General features: G+C 66.6%; 18 protein-coding genes. 10 read left to right on the forward strand and 8 right to left on the reverse strand.

Translation table 11 applies throughout. The features are described from left to right. The first annotated feature begins 26 nt into the window (after positions 1-26). Genes BRX37_RS01130 through BRX37_RS01140 form a run of 3 tightly spaced genes read left to right on the forward strand, consistent with a single transcriptional unit; the run spans position 27 to position 2,634 of the window. The gene (locus BRX37_RS01130; RefSeq protein ID WP_125985204.1) at positions 27-1,106 is read left to right on the forward strand and encodes a glycosyl transferase; all 1,080 of its coding nucleotides are present in this window, start codon (positions 27-29) and stop codon (positions 1,104-1,106) included. Continuing rightward, a complete protein-coding gene (locus BRX37_RS01135; RefSeq protein WP_010337484.1) occupies positions 1,103-2,206 on the forward strand; it encodes a CDP-alcohol phosphatidyltransferase family protein in 1,104 nt (367 codons plus the stop codon). Before BRX37_RS01130 ends, BRX37_RS01135 begins: the two co-directional genes overlap by 4 nt. Continuing rightward, the gene (locus BRX37_RS01140; protein ID WP_125985205.1) at positions 2,203-2,634 is read left to right on the forward strand and encodes an HIT family protein; all 432 of its coding nucleotides are present in this window, start codon (positions 2,203-2,205) and stop codon (positions 2,632-2,634) included. Before BRX37_RS01135 ends, BRX37_RS01140 begins: the two co-directional genes overlap by 4 nt. Positions 2,635-2,658: 24 nt before the next feature. On the opposite strand, the gene BRX37_RS01145 is transcribed toward BRX37_RS01140, so the two are convergent. After that, positions 2,659-3,684, reverse strand: a complete 1,026-nt coding sequence (locus BRX37_RS01145) for an outer membrane beta-barrel protein (RefSeq protein WP_125985206.1) — start codon at positions 3,682-3,684, stop codon at positions 2,659-2,661. Between the two features lie 168 nt (positions 3,685-3,852). Between BRX37_RS01145 and BRX37_RS27195 the strand changes: the two genes are divergently transcribed. Further along, positions 3,853-4,128: a hypothetical protein gene (locus BRX37_RS27195; RefSeq protein WP_318276548.1), complete on the forward strand. Its 276-nt coding sequence runs from the start codon at positions 3,853-3,855 to the stop codon at positions 4,126-4,128. Between the two features lie 63 nt (positions 4,129-4,191). After that, positions 4,192-5,031 (forward strand): BamA/TamA family outer membrane protein, encoded by an 840-nt coding sequence (locus BRX37_RS01150; RefSeq protein ID WP_318276549.1) that lies wholly within the window; start codon positions 4,192-4,194, stop codon positions 5,029-5,031. Positions 5,032-5,288: 257 nt separating this feature from the next. Here BRX37_RS01150 and BRX37_RS01155 read toward each other — a convergent pair whose 3' ends face one another. Next, on the reverse strand, positions 5,289-6,059 hold the full coding sequence (locus BRX37_RS01155; RefSeq protein ID WP_125985207.1) for a phosphocholine cytidylyltransferase family protein: 771 nt from the start codon (positions 6,057-6,059) through the stop codon (positions 5,289-5,291). A 126-nt stretch (positions 6,060-6,185) separates the two neighbouring features. Between BRX37_RS01155 and BRX37_RS01160 the strand changes: the two genes are divergently transcribed. After that, entirely contained in the window at positions 6,186-7,532 is a 1,347-nt protein-coding gene (locus BRX37_RS01160) for a lipopolysaccharide biosynthesis protein (RefSeq protein WP_048937821.1), read from the forward strand. A 95-nt stretch (positions 7,533-7,627) separates the two neighbouring features. Here the strand turns inward: BRX37_RS01160 and BRX37_RS01165 are convergent, their stop codons facing one another. The 3 genes from BRX37_RS01165 to BRX37_RS01175 form a co-directional block, all read right to left on the reverse strand. After that, a complete protein-coding gene (locus BRX37_RS01165; protein ID WP_125985208.1) occupies positions 7,628-7,984 on the reverse strand; it encodes a hypothetical protein in 357 nt (118 codons plus the stop codon). 121 nt (positions 7,985-8,105) lie between these two features. Beyond that, on the reverse strand, positions 8,106-8,897 hold the full coding sequence (locus BRX37_RS01170) for a nucleotidyltransferase family protein (protein WP_125985209.1): 792 nt from the start codon (positions 8,895-8,897) through the stop codon (positions 8,106-8,108). 40 nt (positions 8,898-8,937) lie between these two features. Further along, a complete protein-coding gene (locus BRX37_RS01175; RefSeq protein WP_318276550.1) occupies positions 8,938-10,422 on the reverse strand; it encodes a peptidoglycan DD-metalloendopeptidase family protein in 1,485 nt (494 codons plus the stop codon). Between the two features lie 285 nt (positions 10,423-10,707). On the opposite strand from BRX37_RS01175, the gene BRX37_RS01180 reads away from it, so the two are divergent. Both BRX37_RS01180 and BRX37_RS01185 read left to right on the forward strand, forming a co-directional pair. Further along, on the forward strand, positions 10,708-13,644 hold the full coding sequence (locus BRX37_RS01180; RefSeq protein WP_125985211.1) for a helicase-related protein: 2,937 nt from the start codon (positions 10,708-10,710) through the stop codon (positions 13,642-13,644). A gap of 19 nt (positions 13,645-13,663) precedes the next feature. Then, on the forward strand, positions 13,664-13,948 hold the full coding sequence (locus BRX37_RS01185; protein WP_004211129.1) for an RNA-binding S4 domain-containing protein: 285 nt from the start codon (positions 13,664-13,666) through the stop codon (positions 13,946-13,948). 21 nt (positions 13,949-13,969) lie between these two features. On the opposite strand, the gene BRX37_RS01190 is transcribed toward BRX37_RS01185, so the two are convergent. The 3 genes from BRX37_RS01190 to purM all read right to left on the reverse strand — a co-directional run bounded on the left by BRX37_RS01190 (position 13,970) and on the right by purM (position 17,033). Beyond that, complete coding sequence (locus BRX37_RS01190) at positions 13,970-14,734, reverse strand: MipA/OmpV family protein (RefSeq protein WP_278987167.1); 765 nt, start codon at positions 14,732-14,734, stop codon at positions 13,970-13,972. 228 nt (positions 14,735-14,962) lie between these two features. Then, positions 14,963-15,913: a phosphoribosylglycinamide formyltransferase gene (purN, locus tag BRX37_RS01195; protein WP_125985213.1), complete on the reverse strand. Its 951-nt coding sequence runs from the start codon at positions 15,911-15,913 to the stop codon at positions 14,963-14,965. 25 nt (positions 15,914-15,938) lie between these two features. Next, positions 15,939-17,033 carry a phosphoribosylformylglycinamidine cyclo-ligase gene (gene purM / locus BRX37_RS01200; RefSeq protein WP_037510193.1) on the reverse strand — a complete coding sequence of 365 codons (1,095 nt, stop codon included), beginning with the start codon at positions 17,031-17,033 and terminating at the stop codon, positions 15,939-15,941. A 219-nt stretch (positions 17,034-17,252) separates the two neighbouring features. Between purM and BRX37_RS01205 the strand changes: the two genes are divergently transcribed. Together BRX37_RS01205 and BRX37_RS01210 are read left to right on the forward strand one after the other, a co-directional pair. Continuing rightward, positions 17,253-18,536, forward strand: a complete 1,284-nt coding sequence (locus BRX37_RS01205; RefSeq protein WP_125985214.1) for a heavy-metal-associated domain-containing protein — start codon at positions 17,253-17,255, stop codon at positions 18,534-18,536. Next, the gene (locus BRX37_RS01210; RefSeq protein WP_004211120.1) at positions 18,533-19,165 is read left to right on the forward strand and encodes an HdaA/DnaA family protein; all 633 of its coding nucleotides are present in this window, start codon (positions 18,533-18,535) and stop codon (positions 19,163-19,165) included. Before BRX37_RS01205 ends, BRX37_RS01210 begins: the two co-directional genes overlap by 4 nt.

Raw genomic sequence — 19,165 nt, forward strand, 5'->3', positions numbered from 1 at the left:
GCGAATATCTGTGGGGACCGCCTTCATTGCCGATCGACATCGCCTTTCTTGCCATTGCCGAAGCGCAGCAGGTGTTTCACTGGCTGCCGGCCGCCCTTGAACTGGGCAAGCGCGCGGATGTGCGCGTCCATATACTCTCGCCCTCGCGCCTGATTCTCGATCTGGTCGCCAGCTATGATCCCGAAGGACGGCTCGACCTCATCAAGCTGCGCCGCCCCTCGACCAAGCCCGATTCCCTGTTCCGCCTGCCCTCGCGGCTGGCGACGCTGCTGCTCAACTATCGCGCCATCGCCCGCTTCCCGACGCTGGTGACGACGGAGATTACCAGCGCCTGGCTGAAACGGGTGCCCGGCTTTGCCACCCGCCTGATCCTGATCAAGCATGGCGCAGGCGACCGGGCGGGCGGTTACAAGCAGCGCCACGCCGATTTCGACCTGACCATCGTCGCGGGCGAGAAGGATCGGCGGCGGATGATCGGCTATGGCCTTTGCACCCAAGCCAATTGCCTGGTCGGCGGCTATGCCAAGTTTGAACTGCGCGCGCCGCGCCGCCCCTTGTTCGACGATGACAAGCCGGTGCTGCTCTACAATCCGCATTTCGACCCGGACCTGTCTTCCTGGGTCAGGCACGGGCCGCAGGTGATGGCCGCACTCGAAGCGCTGCGGGGCTGGAACGTCATCATCGCGCCGCATGTGAAGCTCGCCCGTCGCGTCCCGCCGATCCACAGCGACAGCCCGCATATCCGTGTCGACATGGGCAGCCGCCATTCGATCGACATGAGCTACACGACCAGCGCCGACGGCTATCTGGGCGACGTGTCGAGCCAGGTTTACGAGTTTCTGCTCACCCCCCGCCCCTGCATCTTCCTGAACCTCGACCATCATGACTGGCGCGAGGATCAGGCCTTCGCCCATTGGCGTCTGGGCCAGGTGATCGACCGCGCCGATGCGCTTCAGGGCGCGCTCGATCGGGCAGCGGACTTGCAACCGGGCCTGGTTGCTGCTCAGGAAGCGGCAATGCAGGATAGTATCGATCTTTCCCCGGTCCCCGCCTCGCAGCGGCAGGCCGCCCTCATCCTCGATTTTGCGCAGAAGGCACAGGCATGATGCAGACGATCAGCACCACCCTCGGCCCGGTTCGCCTGCTTGGCGAGAACGCGACCCCGATCTGGGGCATGTCCAACGCCGAACGCAATCGCCGCATGGCGGAAAGCGCGGCCAAGAATGGCAGCACGCTGGCGCCGGGCCATGAACTGGTCTTCAACCTCGCCTATGCTTTCGATCCGCTGCTGCTGCGGCTGGTGCTGGAAACGCCCGGCACGATGTTCGCCTGGGCCGGCCAGCCGATCGTCGGTCAGGTGCCCGCGGGCAGCGACCCGATGCAGGCCAGCGGCCTCATCGACCTGTCGGACGGGCGCAAGCTCTACAATCGCCAGCTGCGCAAGCTGGAACAGCCGATGGTGCGCGAACTGGTGCCCCAGACCCGCAAGGCGATCGAGCGGCAAAGCTATTTCGGCGCCTATAAGGGCGTCACCGACCTGCTGACCAAATATCTCTGGCCCGAACTGGCGCTGATCCTGACGCGCATCGCCGCGCAGCTGAAGATGACGCCGAACATGGTGTCGGTGATCGGCGTGACGCTGTGCCTGGTCGCCACCTTCCTGTTCGCCAAGGGGCTGTTCTGGACCGGCTTCCTGTGCGGCTTCATCTTCATGGTGCTGGACACGGTGGACGGCAAGCTCGCGCGCTGCACCATCACCTCGTCCAAATGGGGCAATGTGATCGACCACGGCGTCGACCTGGTTCACCCGCCCTTCTGGTGGTATTTCTGGGGCACGGGCCTCACTTATTGGGGGCTGGGCCTGTCGGCCGGCACCTTCACCTTCATCATGACCGCCGTGATCGCAGGCTATATCCTCCAGCGCCTGATCGAGGGGATGTTCCTCAAGGACTTCAAGATGGACATCCATGTGTGGCGTCCGTTCGACAGCCAGTTCCGCCTGATCACCGCGCGCCGCAACCCGAACATGGTGATCCTGTTCGTCGCGCTGCTGTTCGGCCGGCCCGACATCGGCCTTATCGCGCTTGCCTGGTGGACCATCATCTCGCTGGTCGTCCATGCCGTGCGTCTGGCGCAGGCCTATATCGTCCACCGCTCCGGCCGGCCGATCGTCAGCTGGATGGACGAGGCCGAGGCAGCGGCATGAACGCCACCATCGCCAAGTTCGGCTGGCCCGCGACGCTGGTGGCCGAATTCGACCATTGGGTCGTGCTGCTGCGCCCGGCCCAGCCGACGCTTGGATCGCTGGTGCTTGCGGCCAAGAGCGACGCGACCGCGTTCGGCGACCTGCCGGGCGCGGCCCATGCCGAGCTCAAGACCGTCACCACCGCGATCGAGGCGGCGCTGACCCGCGCGGTCGGCTATGCCAAGATCAACTATCTGATGCTGATGATGGTCGACCCGCATGTCCATTTCCATGTCATCCCCCGCTATGACGGGGAACGCAGCGCCGCCGGCCTGACCATCGCCGATGCCGGCTGGCCGGGCCAGCCCGACCTTGGCAGCGCGGTCAAGATTGACAGCGAAGCTGACACGGCGCTGCGCGATTGGCTGAAGGGGCATTTCGCCCTCTGATCGGACGGATCGGGGCCGGCCGGATCAGGGCCGAAAGGTCAGGCTCAGCACGAAGCGGTTGGATTCCTGCCCCAGATTATATTCGGCCTGCATCGCCCAATGGCTGGACAGTTCCAGATTGGCGCCGGCGATGCCGGCCCAGGGGCGGCGGCTCGACAGGTCGACCTTGTAGCGCAGGCCGACACCATCGCCGTCCTCGAACAAAGGGCCGCTGCGCACCAGCCCCGACACAGTGACATCCATGTCGAAATAATTGGCGCCGACATAGGGTGTCAGGATCGTGTCGCCGCCCAGCGAGACGCGCGGGCCGGCCCGTGCCGCGATGTTGGTCATCCGCATGTCGGACCGGTCCTTCTTCGCCACGCTGATCGTCTTGGCGAGGGACAGGGCGGCAAACCAGCTGTTGCTGCCATAACCCAGGATGCTGCCGAAGGTGAAGGAGGTGTTGTCGACATCCGCCTTGAAGGGCAGCTGACTATGACCGCAGGGCTTGGCCGGGCGACAGAAGGGGAAAGGCACGAAGGCATCGAGATCGATGTCGACGCCGACATCGACATGCCCCTTCACCTTGCCGATGCCGGCGAACAGGTTGAGGAAGGGAAACAGCCAGACATCCGCCTTGAACTCGCTGTTGCTGGTCCGGCTTTCCATCTCCGTCGTGGTGACGAAGGGCACCTGTAGCAGCGACGCGCCCTCGGGCGGATCCTCGCCCTTGGCAATGGCGACTGCCAGGTTCCGGCTGTTCATATGCTGAACATTGTGGATCAGCATGCCGCTGGCGCCCAGCGCGCGCTGGATATGATAGCCACGTTCTATCGCCGCGCGTCCGCCGATCGGCAGCAGCGGATATGTCCTGCGCTCGGGCGGGGGTTCCACCGCCCCTTCTGCGGGCGCAACGGGCATCGGCGTGTCGTTCGTCCCGCTGACGGGATCGGCGCTGGTCGCAACCTGGGTAATTATCGGGACGGGCGGCGCTTCTTCTGCGCGGGCATGGCTCGCCACGCCCAGCGTCATGACCGATAGCAGCGTCAATCCTCGCATCGCCATCATCCCCTGTCCCCCGGCCCCGCGCCCCGCTCCTTCGGGCCGGGCAGACAATATGCGGAAAAGGCGCTCGCCTGGCTTCTGGGTATTTTCCCCCTTTTGCCTGCACATTTCCCCCGATGGTGCCGCCCCCGCCTTCCTCTAGGCTGGTCCGATATGACAGGGAGACATGGCGTGCGACACGCGCTGGCCGGCCCAAGCCTGATGATGTGCCTGGGCATGGCCCTTCCCGCCGCCGCCCAGAATACCCCATCGCGCGAGATCATGGATCAGGCGCAGAGCGTGCAGGCCGGCGAACCGGAACCCGCGCCCGATGCCGCCCTGCCCCCGCCCAGCACCAAGCCGGACCTGGTAATCGCGCCGATCCCGCTGTCCAATCCGGCGATGGGCACCGGCCTCGCCGGTGCGGCGGTGCTCTATTATAATCCCAACGGATCGTCCCGCCCCTAGGTCAGCGGCTTTGGTGGCGGCTACACCAGCACCGATAGCTGGGGCCTGGGCGCATCGCACAACATGACATTGGCCGACGACCGGCTGCGCTTCCAGGGCTGGGCCGGCTATGGCGTCGCCAATCTGCGCTTCTATGGCATCGGCGCCAATGCCGGCGCGTCGAACCTGTCGATCAAGCTGCGCGACAAGGCCTTCGCCGCCATGGTGGACACCCAATATCAGATCTTCAGCAAAGGCTTCCTGCGCCACCTCTCCTTCGGCGCGCGCCTCTATTATCTCGACATGAACGCACGCGTTTCGCTGCCGCTGCCCAATCATCCGAACCTGACACCGCCCGCGATCGAGCGGCACAGCCAGATTGCGATGCTCGGCCCCTCCTTCACCTTCGACAGCCGCAACAATCCGGTCGATCCGCGCAAGGGCGTCTATACCACCGGTTCACTGACCTATGGCGCCGACTGGCTGGGCAGCGACTTCACCCATCACAAGCTGCAGATTGCGGGCAATGGCTATTTCCCGCTGGGGCGCGAGACCGTGCTGGTGGTGCGCAAGACGCTGTGCGAGGCGTCGGACGGCGCGCCCTATTATGACCTGTGCCTCTATGGCCAGAATGGCGACCTGCGCGGCTATGAAACCGGCCGCTATCGCGACCGGGCCAGTTGGGCGCTGCAGGGCGAGGTGCGCCAGCATCTGTTCGGCAAGATCGGCATGGTCGCCTTCGGCGGCATCGGCGGCATTGCGCGCAGCGGCAAGGATATCTGGAAACATACCAAGATGCTCCCCGCCGGCGGTTTCGGCCTGCGCTATCTCGCCTCGAAGGAGGCCAATGTGAATCTGCGGGCCGACATTGCCTGGGGCAAGGACGGCGCCGCCTTCTATTTCGGGATTGGGGAAGCCTTTTAGGTCGGGTAGACAGATCAGACGGTCGGCAAACGACCAAGAGCAGCCCTCACCATCATCGTCACCCCGGCCTTGAGCCGGGGTCTCGCTTCTTTATCTGTCGCATCGAAAAGCGGGATGCCGGGTCAAGCCCGGCATGACGGATGTGGGTAGGTCGGCCTGCGACCAATTCCAGACCTGTTCCCCCTCCCGCAGGCGGGAGGGGAATGACAGGAAGCCACCCATTCCGGCCATTTGGCAGTGCTACGCAACCCGGGGCTTCACGCGCCGTAGCGCCCTTCTTCCACCCATTTCTCGGTCAGCGCGTTGGCGGCATCGACATCCTGCGGGAAGTCGACTTCCTGCCATTCCAGCCCCTCGATCGACACGGTGCCGACCCGGTTGCCCTTGGCGATGATGTCGATCGCGCGCAGATACCAGCGGGCGACGCCTTCGGGCGTGCGCATCATCTGGTCGACCTGGTTACGGAAGATCGCCGGCCCTTCGCCCACGAACGCCAGCATGCCGATCGATTCGGCATTGGTGTCGGGCGGCAGCAGCCGCTTGCCGATATGGTGCAGGCGGCCGCTTTCGTCCCGGTTCACCTTCATGTCGTCATCGTCATAGTCGCCGTCGGGCTTCACATCGACGGTGACGGTGATCGCGTCCTTGGCGCCCGAGACCAGCTTCGCGACGATCTCGTCCGACACGATGGTGTCGCCGTTCAGGATGATGAAGTCCTGATCCATCTCCTCACGTGCGATCCAGCAGCTGCCCAGATTGTCGGCGACCTGGAAGAAGGGATTGAACAGCGTGCGGATGCGCGCGCCGGTCTCGCGATAGAGTTGCAGCGCATGATCCTCGACCCGCTCGGTGCGGAAGCCGGTGACGACGACGATGTCGGTCACGCCATTGGCGACCAGCGCGGCGATCTGCCAACTGATCAGGTTGCGACCGTTGAAGTCGATCATGCACTTGGGCACGTCACGGGTCAGCGGCAGCAGGCGCGAACCCTGGCCGGCGGAGAGGATGATGGCTTTCTTGATGGTCATGCCCGCGCTTTAGAGCGATTTCGCAGCGCAGGGAAGAGAAGGACGCATTTGCGCAATGCGCCGCCCTTCCCTAGATAGACGCCCGCCAGCAACAAACGGCGTGTCACGCGAAAGGCTCCTGTTCCGGTGAAGTTGAAGCGCGCAAAGGGTAGCAGCGCACAGGATGGCTTTGCCCGTATCCTGGCCAATACCGGCTGGTTGCTGGGCGGCAAGGGCGTCGGCGCGGTGCTGAGCCTTGCCTATCTCGCCATCGTCACCCGCACGCTGGGCGTCGCCGATTTCGGCCGCTTCGCGCTGGTGCTGAGCGCCGCCAACGTCATCAAGACGTTGGTGTCCTTCGACAGCTGGCAGATCGTCGTGCGCTATGGCCAGCCGCATCTGGCCGACGGCAACGGCAATGCGCTCAACCGGGTGCTGCGCTTCTGCATCCTGATCGATCTCGCCTCGGCCGTAGCTGGCGGCCTGATCGCCGCGATCATCATCCTCGCCTTCGGCAACCAGCTGCAACTGGGGCCCGGCATGGGGCTTCAGGCCTGGCTGTTCTGCATGGTGATGATGATCACCATCCGCTCCTCCCCCACCGGCATATTGCGCCTGTTCGACCGGTTCGATTCGGCCGCCGTCGCCGAAACCATGATCCCGGTCGGACGGATGATCGGCGCGGGCCTGGCCCTGGCCCTGATGCCCGGCATCACCGGCTTCCTGATCGCTTGGGGCGCCGCCGAACTGCTGTGCGCGGCGGCCTATTGGTATCTCGCCCTGCGCGAAGGCAAGGGTCGGCTCGGCAGCTGGACCGCCGGCCGGGCGCTCGATGCACGCCAGGAAAATCCCGGCATCGTCGGCTTCCTGACCGCCACCAACCTGCAGACCAGCCTGTCCGCCATGGGACAGCAGGTCGCGGTTCTGGTCGTCGGCCTGTTCGTCGGGCCGGTGGGCGCGGGCCTCTATCGCCTCGCCAACCAGCTCGCCCAGTCGCTGACCAAGATTTCCAGCCTGCTTTCGCGCAGCATCTTCGTCGAACTGTCGCGCACCCAGTCCAGCCATGGCGTGGATGCGCTGCGGTCCCTGTTCCGCCGCACCAACCGGCTGGCGCTGATCGCCGGCGCCATCATCATCGCGCTGATCCTGACCATCGGCCATCCGCTGCTGGGCCTGATCGCGGGCAAGGAATTCCTGCCCGCCTATCCGCTGCTGATGCTGCTGGGCGTATCGGCTTGCATCGACCTGGTCGGGGTCAGCTATCGCCCGCTGCTGATGGCGACTGACCGGGCCGGCCTGTCGCTGCGCATCACCTTTGCCTCTACCCTGCTGCTGCTGGGGATGCAGGCGGTGCTGCTGCCGATGAATGGCACGATCGGCGCTGCGATCGCCAATATCGTCGCCTCGATCGCCGGCTTCCTGATGATGGGTCTTGCCACCCGCCATGCGCTGGCATTGCGCGATACGCTGCCGCCGGAGCCCGACGCGAACTGAGCGACACCAGCGCGCCATCCCTGGATCGAGGGGGGAGAGGAACGACGCACTGGTGCCGCGCCCGGTTCAGCCTGATGAGACCGGGCTAGGGAAATTCAATAATATTTGAAGGCGGTGACGATCCCGTTTTGGGTGCTGCACTTGAACGTCTTCTTGACCGTCTTCTGCTTGCCGTCCTTGTCGATCACGACATTGACCAGCGCGCGCACCGCGCCGCGGCTGTCGCTTTTCTTGTCGGTATCCTCGACCTCGCGCAGGGTGACGTCGATCACCCCCTTCTTCGCGCCCTGGGCCTTGGCTTCGTTCAGGCAGGCGGCGACCGACACGTCGCGGGAATCGCCGCTGACCGGAGTGACCGGGGTCGGCGCCGGCGGCGCCGCTTCGGGCGCTGCCTGTGCCATCAGGACGAGGGTGGCGGGCAACAATGCCGCCAGGGGCAGAATCTTGCGCATGCGGGTGCTCCGTTCATCGGGCCCATCTGCCGGGTCCGATTGTTTCTAGCATGCAGCCACAGTGCGCGGCATCGGGAATAACCCGATAGGGAAACGCCCTGCCCCTTAGCGCGCGAGGCCCTTAGCGCGCGAGGATGGATTCGATCAGCACGATGTCGTCGGGCTTGTCGGCGTCGATGCAGGCTTCCGCCTGGTCCATCGCCACCAGCCGCGCGGTCAGGCCGAAACGCCGCCCCACCCGCGCAATGCCGCCGCGCAGGGTCAGGATGCGCAGCAGCGCGCCCACCAGCGCCAGCGGGCCGAAGGCGGACAGGATCTTCCAGCCCTTCTTCCGGTCCTGCTCGACATCCTGCCACAACGCGATCACCGGGCGCGCTTTGGCGCTGCCGAACCAGAAGATGTTCGCGCCCGACCACCAGCCGTCGCGGAATTTGAGCCAGGTGCGGCGCGACTGCGGATAATGGGCCAGGAGGGTCGTCTTCTCGACCATGGCGACGGCGATGTCGGCGCCCGTCGCCTCCGCCACGAACTGGTCCAGCATCGCCGCGTCGAGCAGCACATGGTCCGCCGTCGTCATCAGCAGCGGGAAAGGCAGGTCCGCCTTCTCCATCAGTTCCAGCAGCGAGGAGGCGATGCCCTTGCCGCCACGCTCGAACCGCACGCGCGGATCGCTGGCCAGCCAGGCGGTGGCCGGATCATCGGCGAAATATTCGGGATTCTGCGTCAGCACCACCAGCTGGCCGATCGCCGGATGGGCGAGCAAGGCGCGCGCCGGGCGGTTGATCATCGGCTCGCCTGCGACCGGCACCAGCGGCTTGACCGGTACGCCGGCAGCGGTGGCGAGCGGATCGGCGATCGGCCGCGCGCCTGCCAGCAGGATCGCGGTGATGGTGGCGGGATGGGAGGATGTCATGCCCGCTCGTTAGCCGAGCGAGCCACCGCCGCAAAGCCGCTTATTTCCCCGCAGCGGCCGGTGCGCCCGCGGTCGGCGCGGTCGCCGCCACCTCATGCGTGCCGACCTTCAGCCCCTTGAGCTGGGCCAGGCGCGCGCGGAACGCGGCCAGATTGCTGCCGGTCAGCTGCGCCGTGGTGGTGAACTTCACCGACAGCGGATTGACCACCTGCCCATTGCGATACAACTCATAATGAAGATGCGGACCGGTCGACAGGCCGCTGGAACCGACATAGCCGATCACCTGGCCGCGCCGCACCCGCTGGCCCGGCACAGCCGCGATCCGGCTCATATGGGCATAGCCGGTGGCCAGGCCCCCGCCATGGGAAATGCGGACATAATTGCCATGGCCGCCATGACGGCCGGCAAAGGCGATCACGCCGTCGGTCACGGCATAGATGGGCGAACCATAGCGCGCGCCGAAATCGATGCCGGCATGCATGCGGGTATAGCCCAGGATCGGATGGCGGCGCATGCCGAAGCCCGATGTCATGCGGGCGCCGTCGACCGGCGCGCCCAGCACGCCGCGCTTTTCGCCCACGCCCGATGCCTCGAACCATTCGGTGCGGCCGTCGCTGGTCCATTTCAGCATATCGACCGCCTTGCCCCGCGCCCGGCGGAAACCGGCATAGAGCAGCTCACCCACCTCGACATCGCCGGTTTCGGCGCGATGATATTCGGTGATGATGTCATAGCGGTCGCCCGCGCCGATCGATCCCAGATCGACCTGCTTGGCGATCACCCGCAGGAAGGCCTGCACCGCCTTGGGCGGTGCGCCGGCGGCGCGGGCCGAACGATAGATGCTGTCGCCGACCACGCCCTGGATGCGCAGCGGGGTGTTGTCGACGCGAATGGGCACGCGCGTCACCTGCAGCACGCCGCCGACCCGGTTGAGTTCGACCGCAAGGTCGAGCCGCGCGCGGAAATTGAGCTTGTCGAGCGGCCGGGGCGAGGTGCGGCTGGCACGACGGCCCAGGATGATGTCGAGCCGGGTGCCCGGCTTCACGCCTGCGCCGATATCGCCGCCGACCATGCTAGTCACGGTCGCGACATCGCCGCTGCTGACCCCGGCACGCGACAGGGCGCGGGCCAGCGTGTCGCTGCTGCCGATCTGGGCATTGAGCTCGATCTGCGGCCGTTCGGGCGTTTCCTTGAGCGGCTGCACCGCATCGGTCGCGCCCATCCGCCGGCCGCTGTCCGCGCCCAGCGCCAGCGGCGTGATCATCTGGCTGCGCACCTCGTCATATTGGGCTGGCGTCAGCAGGGGTTCGGGCGCGCCGGGCACCGGCTGGAAACCGGGCGAGAGATAGAGGGCGGTGGCGCACAGGCCAAAACAGGTGGCAAGGCCGCGGAACCAGGTAAGGCTGCCGACATTCTGCCCCAGGTCCGGGACCAGATTGACGTCCTCCGCCCAGTCGCGCAGGCGCGTGCGCCAGTCGCGTGGCGCCGCCGGTCGCTGCAGGCTGTCCGCCAGCCATAGCGACATGGACGCGCCACCCTGCTGAAAACCCGACTGATTATCCTGGAACAAAAGCCGCAACCCCCGGGGTGCTTTTTATCGCATCGCCAACGCAATGGTCCCCGCGCCATGCGTCGGACCGCACCCTTGTGAACGCGCAGGGTTAAAGTCAATTTAAGACGCCGCCATGACCCGCGCCGCTGCGACGAAACGTGCCCATCGCCGGGCAGAGTCCCGTTAACCAACGGAACATCGGGCCGATCGCGCAAAGTCCTTGCCCTGCCCGCCATCCTGCACGACATAGGCCCCATCATGGCCCAGTTCGCCCGTTCGCCCGTCACCGCTGTGCTGGGCCCCACCAATACCGGCAAGACCCATCTCGCCGTCGAGCGCATGTGCGGCCATTCGAGCGGCATGATGGGCTTTCCGCTGCGCCTGCTGGCGCGCGAAGTCTATGACCGCGTCGTCGCGATCAAGGGCGCGCAGCAGGTTGCGCTGATCACCGGCGAGGAAAAGATCGTGCCGCCGGGTGCGCGCTATTTCCTCTGCACGGCCGAATCCATGCCCATTAGTGGCGGCAAGGAAGCCGCCGCGATGACCGGCGGCCTCAGCGATTTCGCCTTTGTCGCGCTGGACGAGGCGCAACTGGGCGCCGATCCCGAGCGCGGCCATATCTTCACCGACCGCATCCTGCGCGCGCGCGGCCGGGAAGAAACGATGATCCTGGGCTCCGCCAGCATCGCGAAGACGGTCAAGAGCCTGGTCCCGGAGGTCGAGATCATCGGCCGGCCGCGCTTCTCCACCCTCTCCTATGCCGGCGCCAAGAAACTCTCGCGCCTGCCCCGCCGCTCGGCGATCGTCGCCTTCTCGGCCGAGGAAGTCTATGCCGTGGCGGAAATGCTGCGCCGCTTCCGCGGCGGTGCGGCGGTGGTGATGGGCGCCCTGTCGCCCCGCACCCGCAACGCCCAGGTGCAGATGTTCCTGAACGGCGACGTCGATTATCTGGTCGCCACCGACGCGATCGGCATGGGCCTCAATCTCGACGTCGCCCATGTCGCCTTCGCCTCGCTACGCAAGTTCGACGGTCGCCGTTCGCGCCGGCTGACGGTCGCCGAAATGGCCCAGATCGCCGGCCGCGCCGGACGCCATCACAAGGACGGCACCTTCGGCAGCCTGGGGTCGGAGGATGGCGACGCCGCCTTCACGCCGGAAGAGATCGAGGCGATCGAGGCGCATCGCTTCCCCTCCGTCGACCAGCTTTTCTGGCGCGACGGCGCCCCGCGCACTGACAGCATCGATCATCTCATCATCGATCTGGAGGCCCGGCCCGACCGCCCGGAACTGCGCGCCGCGCCGCAGGCGGTCGACCTCGCCGTGCTGCGCCGCATGGCCGAAGATCCCGAGGTCCAGGCCCGTGTCCGCTCCAAGCGCGATGTCGAACGGCTCTGGGCCGCCTGTGGCCTGCCCGATTTCCAGAAGCTGGGCGCGGAGCATCATGCCCGCACCGTGGCGCGCATCTGGCGCTTCATCGCCGGCAATGGCTCCGGCTTTGGCGGCCATATCCCGCGCGACTGGTTCGCCCAGCAGATCGCCCGCCTCGATTCGGTGCAGGGCGATATCGACACCTTGTCGGGCCGGATCGCCGCCGCGCGCACCTGGTCCTATATCGCCCATCGTCCCGACTGGCTGGCCAATCCGGTGGAGATGGCGGAACGCACGCGCATGCTGGAAGAAAAGCTGTCCGATGCGCTGCATGCGGCCCTGACGCAGCGTTTCGTGGACCGACGCACCTCTGTTCTGCTAAGGGATATCGGACAGAATGCGAGCAATCTGCCGGTCACGGTCGACCCGGATGGGACGGTCTGCGTCGATGGCGAGACGATCGGGCGACTTGACGGATTTCGTTTCTCAGTCGATCCCGCTACGCGACTCCAGGACAGAAAGCTGTTGCTGGCGGCGGCGGAAAGGCGCCTTGGAAAGGTATTACGAGTGAAGGCTGACGAATTGATGAGCGCTGCGGATACGGATTTCGCGCTCATGGACGATGCGGGACAGACGCCGGGCATCGCCTGGCAGGGAACCCCGGTCGCAACGCTGATGGCGGGCGCAGGCCTGCTTGCGCCCGAAATCCGGCTCGATCGCGCGCTCGCCGCGCTGGGCCCGGATGTGCAGAAGCAGGTGACGACCCGTCTGGCGACCTGGTTCGAGGCGCAGAAGCAGAAGCATCTGCTGCCGCTGGTCAAGATGAGCGAAAGCGCTGCCGATCCGGCTGTGCCTGCCGTCGTCCGCGCGGTCTTCGCCCAGCTGGCCGATGCAGGCGGCGTCGCGCCGCGACTCGACCTCGATTCGGCGCTCGGCCATCTCGACAAGGATCAGCGCCATCTGTTGCGCCGGGCCGGCATCGATATCGGCGTGCTCGATCTCTATCATCCCGGCCTGCTGAAGCCGGGCGCGGCACGCTGGCGCGCGGCGCTGCAGGCGGCGCGCATCGGCAAGCCCTGCCTGCCGCTGCCCCAGCCGGGCCTGACCCTGATCCCGACCGGCGACAAGCCGCAGGAAATGGGCGCCCGCATCGCCGGCTTCCGCAGCTTCGGTCCGCAGATGCTGCGCATCGACATGGCCGAGCGCATGGCCCGCACCGCGCATGAAACGATCGCGAAGAACGAGCCGTTCAGCGCGCTCAGCCCGCAGATCGTGTCGCTGGGCCTGAGCGAAGAAGCCTTCCTGCAGCTGATGCGCGCCGCCGGCTTCCGCCCGATCGATCCGGTGCCGACCCCGGCGCCCGTCGCCGAGACACCGGCCGAAGCCGCACCCGCCGTGGAAGGCACGGACGTGGCCGAAGCGACCGACGCTGCGCCTGAAGCAACGGCGGAAGCCGTCGCCGAGGCTCCCGTCGAAGCGCCGGCCGAAGCGGCAACCGAAACCCCGGCCGAAGCGCCCGTCGCCGCCACCGGCGCCAACTGGGTGTTCAAGGGCCGGCAGAAGGGCCGCCCGCAGGGCGATCGTGGCCCGCGCGGCCCCCGCCGCGACCAGCAGCAGCGCCCCGAAGGCAAATTTGCCGGCAAGGGCGACACTCGCGGTGAAGGTCGTGGCGACAACCGTGGCGGCAAGGGCGGCGATCGCGGCCCGCGCAAGGGTGGCGACCGCGACGATAATCGCGCGCCGCGCGCTACCCCCGCCAGCCACAAGGCCGCGACCAGCAACCATGCCTTTGCCGGCCTGGCCGAACTGCTGGGGCGCAATGGCTGACCCCAAGGGGGCCATGACAATGCCAGGGACGGGCGTCGGCCCGTCCCTGCGCATCGACAAATATCTGTGGTTCGCGCGCCTGTCGAAAAGCCGATCGACCGCGCAGAAGCTGGCCGAGGACGGCCATATTCGCCTCAACGGCCGGCGCATCGACCGGTCCCATGCGCCGGTGCGCGCCGGCGACCTCATCACCTTTCCCCACGCCGCCGGCGTCCGCGTCGTCCGCGTGATCCAGTTGCCCAGCCGACGCGGCCCCGCGCCCGAGGCGCAGGCCTGCTATGAGGAATTGACGGTCGGCAGCTGAACTTGCCGCCGATCGCCTGGTTCAGAACCGGTAGGCGAGCGCCAGAAAGCCGTTCGGCCGCGTCGCATGCTCGACCAGCGGGCTGTCCTTCACCCGGCCCAGCAGGCTGGTCGCCCCGACCGATCCGGTCACGCTCCAGCGGCTGTCGAGCCGATAGACGATGTTGAGCAGCGCCGAGACATCCTTGAACCCTGCCTTGCCGCGATATTGCGCCAGTCCGGACGCTGCCGCCTCCCGCGCATTCACCCCGAAATAGCCATCCATATGCTTGCCGTCGGCAAAGCTGGTGGCGATCGAGGGGGTGATGATGACCTTCGGATTGAGGATGACAGGATAGGAGAGGCTGGCGTCAGCAATGAAGCCGCCGGTGCTGCCGGTAATGCCCTGCGTCGCACCCAGCGTCGCCACCACGCCGCCGCCGGTCAGATTGGCGAACACGCGGCCACCCACGCCCCAGGACAACCGATCGACGCCCGTGGGCACGTCGCGCCGCCGATAGCCGGGCATCGGCGTGACACCCGCGCCGATGGTCAGCGCCCGGTCATCGACCAGATTGAGCCCCACGCCATTGCGGAAATTGGCGAAGAAGCGCCCCTCGACAATGTCGATCGCGGGCAGCGGCAGCACGCGATAATCGTCGGCGCCCTGATAGACCGGCGTCACCGCCGCACCCAGACCGATGACGATCCGGTCCTTGCTCGGCTGCCCCACCGACTGGCGCGAACTGCTGAGATCCTGCGCCTTGACTGCCACCTGCGCGGCTGCGCCCATGGCGAGGAGCGTCATGCTCCATCGGGCTATCGTCGATTTCATTATGCAAATCCCTGTCGAAACGGCCGTCCGAAGATCGACCAGCCCCCATGCCGGCGCACGGGCATCCATGGCCCGACACAGTAATTTCCCGTCAATATACTGTAAATACAGCACAATGTTTCCGGACAATGTCCGGCATCGGCCCGACGCAGGAAGGTCACAACTCATCCTGCATATTTGTTCGGCCCATCGAGCAGATGGTCAGAACTGGTCGGCGATATCCATCAGGCCCAGCAGCTTCTTCGGCGCAATCTGGCGCCAGCTGGCGTGGAGCCGCTCGCCGATATGGTCCCAGTCGGTATCGCCCAGGTCGAGGCGGATGCCGACCCAGTCATTGCCGAAATAGGCGGGGCGGTAATAGCGATCCGGGTCGGCTTCGATCAGGGTTGCCTGTTCCTCGGGCGCGGTGGTTTTCACCAGCACGGCGATGATGCCGTCGCCATGATGGTCGCGGGTGAAATAGGCGAATTTCTTGCCCTTGACGATGCCGAAGCAGGGCATGCCGTGCGACACGATCTCGTCCGCCTGCGGCAGCGCCAGCGCGGCCTCGCGCACCTTGTTCAGCAGCCAGTCGGGCTGACGCTCGCGGGTGACGAAATCAGCGAGCGTGCGCGAATAGAGCTGATGCTCGGCGATCAGGATGCGCCCGGCCAGGCTGTCGGCCGTGTCGCCGGGCAGGATCGCCACCGGGGTCTGGCCCAGCACCGGGCCGTCGTCCAGCTCTGCGGTGACGATATGGACCGAACAGCCGGCATGGCTGTCGCCCGCGTCGATCGCGCGCTGATGGGTGTCGAGGCCCTTGTACTTGGGCAGCAGGCTGGGATGGATGTTGAGCATCCGGTCTTCCCAGCCGGACACGAATTCGGGCGACAGAAGCCGCATATAGCCGGCGAGTGCGACATATTGGACGCCCGCGGCACGCAGCTGCGCGTCGATCACCGCGTCGAACTCCGCGCGCTTCATACCCTTGTGGCTCTGGCCGAAGGTGGCAATGCCCTCGGCCGCGGCGAGCGCCAAGCCGGGCGCTTCGGGATCGTTAGCGGCGACCAGCACGATCTCGAACGGGCAGTCCTGTGCCTTCGCCGCATAGAGCAGGGCCGCCATGTTCGAGCCACGGCCGGAAATCAGGACGCCGATCTTTGCCTTGGTCATTATCCCACTCCGGTCGTGGTGCTTGTCAGCCCAGATGCGTGGCCGACCAGTCGGCCTTGGCGCTCCAGGTTTCGGCGCTGCCCTTGACGGTGCAGCCCTTGTCGCCTTCGCTGACAGTGCCGACGCGGAACACGGTTTCGCCCGCATCCTCCAGCGCCTGGGTGACGCCCACAACATGCGCCTCGTCCACCGCCAGGATCATGCCGATGCCGCAGTTGAAGGTGCGCGCCATCTCTTCGGGCTCGATATTGCCCTGGGCCTGGAGGAAGGCCATCAGGCGCGGCTGTTCCCAGGCGTCGGCGTCGACCGTGGCATGGGTGCCTTCGGGCAGGACGCGCGGGATATTTTCCAGCAGGCCGCCGCCGGTGATATGGGCGAGCGCATTGATCATGCCGGCGCGGACCAGCGGCAGCAGGCTCTTCACGTAGATTTTGGTCGGCGCCATCAGCGCGTCAATCAGCAGCACTTCGTTGTCGAAGAGGGCCGGGCGATCGAGCTTCCAGCCCTTGTCGGCGGCAAGGCGGCGGACCAGCGAGAAACCGTTGGAGTGGACGCCCGAGGAGGCGAGGCCGATCAGGACGTCGCCGGCCTTCACCTTGTTGCCGGTCAGCGCCTTGGAACGTTCCACCGCGCCGACGCAGAAGCCGGCCAGGTCATAGTCGCCGTCGCTGTACATGCCGGGCATTTCGGCGGTCTCGCCGCCGATCAGCGCGCAGCCGGCCTGGCGACAGCCCTCGGCGATGCCGGCGATGACACGTTCGGCGACGCCCGACTCCAGCTTGCCGGTGGCATAATAGTCGAGGAAGAAGAGCGGCTCGGCGCCCTGCACGATCAGGTCGTTGGCGCACATGGCAACGAGATCGATGCCCACGCCGTCATGGCGGTCATGGTCGATCGCCAGTTTCAGCTTGGTGCCGACGCCATCATTGGCCGCGACCAGCAACGGGTCGTCATAGCCCGCCGCCTTAAGGTCGAAAAAGCCGCCGAAACCGCCCAGTTCGGCGTCCGCGCCGGGGCGTCGGGTGGCCTTGGCCAGGGGGGCGATGGCACGGACAAGGGCGTTGCCCGCGGCGATGTCGACGCCAGCCTTGGCGTAGCTGTAGGATTCGTTGTCGCTCATGAGGCTGCGCTCTACGTTCGAAACGGCCCGATGTCGAGTTTTGCGCGGCCATTGCCTCCATATCCCGTTCGCCCTGAGCGAAGTCGAAGGGCATCGCCGAGCGGAGCGAGGCGCCTTCGCTTCGCTCAGGTGAAGGCTTCGACTTCGCTCAGCCCGAACGGGGAAGGTCGTGCAGGTTCGCGCTTGGCATGCGGGGCAAATCTCGCCAAAAGGACGCCCGTGATCCTTGCCAAGACTCTTCGTCGCCTGTCGTTCCCGCCAGCGCTTGCTCTCCACGCCCTTTCCCGCCCGGCGCAGATCGTCGGCGCGGTGGGAATCGGCCTGGTCGGCGCTGCGCTGTTCGCCCAGATGGAAGGCGAACGCGGCGTCCCGCCGATCGCCAGCGGCGGCGATTATGAGGTGCGCGGCGTGAAGGTCGACGTCCAGGCCGGCAGCGCCGATGCGGCCCGCTATGCCGGCTGGCGGCTGGCCCAGCGCCAGGCGTGGAAGATGCTGTGGACCCGCACCCATGGCGGCACCGGCGTGCCCAGCCTGTCCGATTCGCAGCTGGAAGCCATGATCTCGGGCATCGAGGTCGAATATGAACAGGCCGGCCCCGGTCGCTATGTTGCGACGCTCGGTATCTTGTTCGACCGCGCGCGTACCGGCCAGTTGCTGGGCGTTTCCGGCAATGTGATGCGCTCGCCGCCGCTGCTGGTGATCCCGGTCCTGTGGGATGGCGGCTCGGCCGTATCCTATGAACGGGTCAATGAATGGCAGAAGGCCTGGGCGCGTTATCGCACCGGCGACAGCGCGATCGACTATGTCCGCGTCGCGGGCTCGGTCGCCGACCCGGTATTGCTCAACGCCGGCCAGACCGGGCGGCGCGGCCGCCTGTGGTGGCGCGTGCTGCTCGACCAATATGGCGCGGCCGATGTGGTGATCCCGATGGTGCGGCTCGACCGGCAATGGCCCGGCGGCCCGGTGACGGCCAATTTCACCGCCCGCTATGGCCCCGACAACAGCCTGATCGGCAGCTTCGCGCTGCGTGCCTCGAACGACAGCGGCATCCCGCAGATGCTGGACGAGGGCGCGCGCCGGATCGACGAGCTTTATATCCGCGCGCTCAATGACGGCCGCCTGCGGCCCGATCCGTCGCTGATCATCGAGGAACCGGTCGATCCCAGCGCGCTGGCGATCGAGAATGCGACCGAGGCGCCGATCGAGGCGGTCGACATGCCACTGCCCACCGCCGGCGCCAGCGTCGCTAGCTTCGCGATCCAGTTCGATACGCCCGACGTCGGATCGGTCACCGCCGGCGAATCGGCCTTGCGCAGCATTCCGGGCGTCCGCTCGGCCGCGACCAGCAGCCTCGCGCTGGGCGGCACGTCGGTGATGCAGGTCAGCTTCGAGGGCACGGCCGACGCGCTGCGCACCGGATTGCAGGCGCGCGGCTACAGCGTGGCGGTATCGGGCAACACCATGCGCATCTCGCGCCGGCAGGCGCCCGCAGGACAGCCATGAGCCAGATCAGCCTGCCCTTCGAATGGCAGGGCCAGGGCGAGGAGTTTCTGGTGAGCGAGGCCAATCAACTGGCCGTTGCCCATCTGGAACGCTGGCGTGACTGGCCCGTGTCCGTGACTGTGCTGACCGGCCCGCCACTGTCGGGCCGTTCGGCGCTGGGCCGCCAGTTCGTCGCGATGAGCGGCGGCAGCGTGATCGACGATGCCGAGGGGCAGGACGAGCATATGCTGTTCCATGCCTGGAACGAGGCGCAGACCGAGCATCGCCCGCTGCTGATGATCGGCCGCACGTCCCCGCTGCGCTGGACGGTGGCGCTGCCCGACCTGCGATCGCGGCTGGCCGGATCGCCCCATGTCGCGATCGAGGAACCAGACGAGGCGCTGGCGCTGGCGCTGATCGAGCGGCGGCTGGGCGCGTCGGGCGCCAGCTTCGCGCCGGACCTTGCCCCCTGGCTGCTCCGGCGGATCGAGCGCAGCTATGGCGCGATTGCGGCGGTGACGGCGCTGCTGGATGAGGCATCGCTGTCATCTGGACGTAAGATTTCGGTCGCACTGGCGAAAGAGGCCCTGCAATCTGCAGGAATCTTGCCTATAGTCCCGCCCGATCCCACCAACGACCAGCGCGAGTAA

The organism is Sphingomonas sp. S-NIH.Pt3_0716 (assembly GCF_003950715.1).
GTDB classification, from domain to species: Bacteria; Pseudomonadota; Alphaproteobacteria; order Sphingomonadales; family Sphingomonadaceae; genus Sphingobium; species Sphingobium yanoikuyae_A.

Excerpts from the sequence above, each read along its gene's own strand:
- BRX37_RS01135 (WP_010337484.1), top strand. The coding sequence starts at position 1,103 with ATGATGCAGACGATCAGCACCACCCTCGGCCCGGTTCGCCTGCTTGGC.
- BRX37_RS01140 (WP_125985205.1), top strand. The coding sequence starts at position 2,203 with ATGAACGCCACCATCGCCAAGTTCGGCTGGCCCGCGACGCTGGTGGCC.
- BRX37_RS01145 (WP_125985206.1), bottom strand. The coding sequence starts at position 3,684 with ATGATGGCGATGCGAGGATTGACGCTGCTATCGGTCATGACGCTGGGC.
- BRX37_RS01150 (WP_318276549.1), top strand. The coding sequence starts at position 4,192 with ATGACATTGGCCGACGACCGGCTGCGCTTCCAGGGCTGGGCCGGCTAT.
- BRX37_RS01155 (WP_125985207.1), bottom strand. The coding sequence starts at position 6,059 with ATGACCATCAAGAAAGCCATCATCCTCTCCGCCGGCCAGGGTTCGCGC.
- BRX37_RS01165 (WP_125985208.1), bottom strand. The coding sequence starts at position 7,984 with ATGCGCAAGATTCTGCCCCTGGCGGCATTGTTGCCCGCCACCCTCGTC.
- BRX37_RS01170 (WP_125985209.1), bottom strand. The coding sequence starts at position 8,897 with ATGACATCCTCCCATCCCGCCACCATCACCGCGATCCTGCTGGCAGGC.
- BRX37_RS01175 (WP_318276550.1), bottom strand. The coding sequence starts at position 10,422 with ATGTCGCTATGGCTGGCGGACAGCCTGCAGCGACCGGCGGCGCCACGC.
- BRX37_RS01180 (WP_125985211.1), top strand. The coding sequence starts at position 10,708 with ATGGCCCAGTTCGCCCGTTCGCCCGTCACCGCTGTGCTGGGCCCCACC.
- BRX37_RS01185 (WP_004211129.1), top strand. The coding sequence starts at position 13,664 with ATGCCAGGGACGGGCGTCGGCCCGTCCCTGCGCATCGACAAATATCTG.
- BRX37_RS01190 (WP_278987167.1), bottom strand. The coding sequence starts at position 14,734 with ATGACGCTCCTCGCCATGGGCGCAGCCGCGCAGGTGGCAGTCAAGGCG.
- purN (WP_125985213.1), bottom strand. The coding sequence starts at position 15,913 with ATGACCAAGGCAAAGATCGGCGTCCTGATTTCCGGCCGTGGCTCGAAC.
- purM (WP_037510193.1), bottom strand. The coding sequence starts at position 17,033 with ATGAGCGACAACGAATCCTACAGCTACGCCAAGGCTGGCGTCGACATC.
- BRX37_RS01210 (WP_004211120.1), top strand. The coding sequence starts at position 18,533 with ATGAGCCAGATCAGCCTGCCCTTCGAATGGCAGGGCCAGGGCGAGGAG.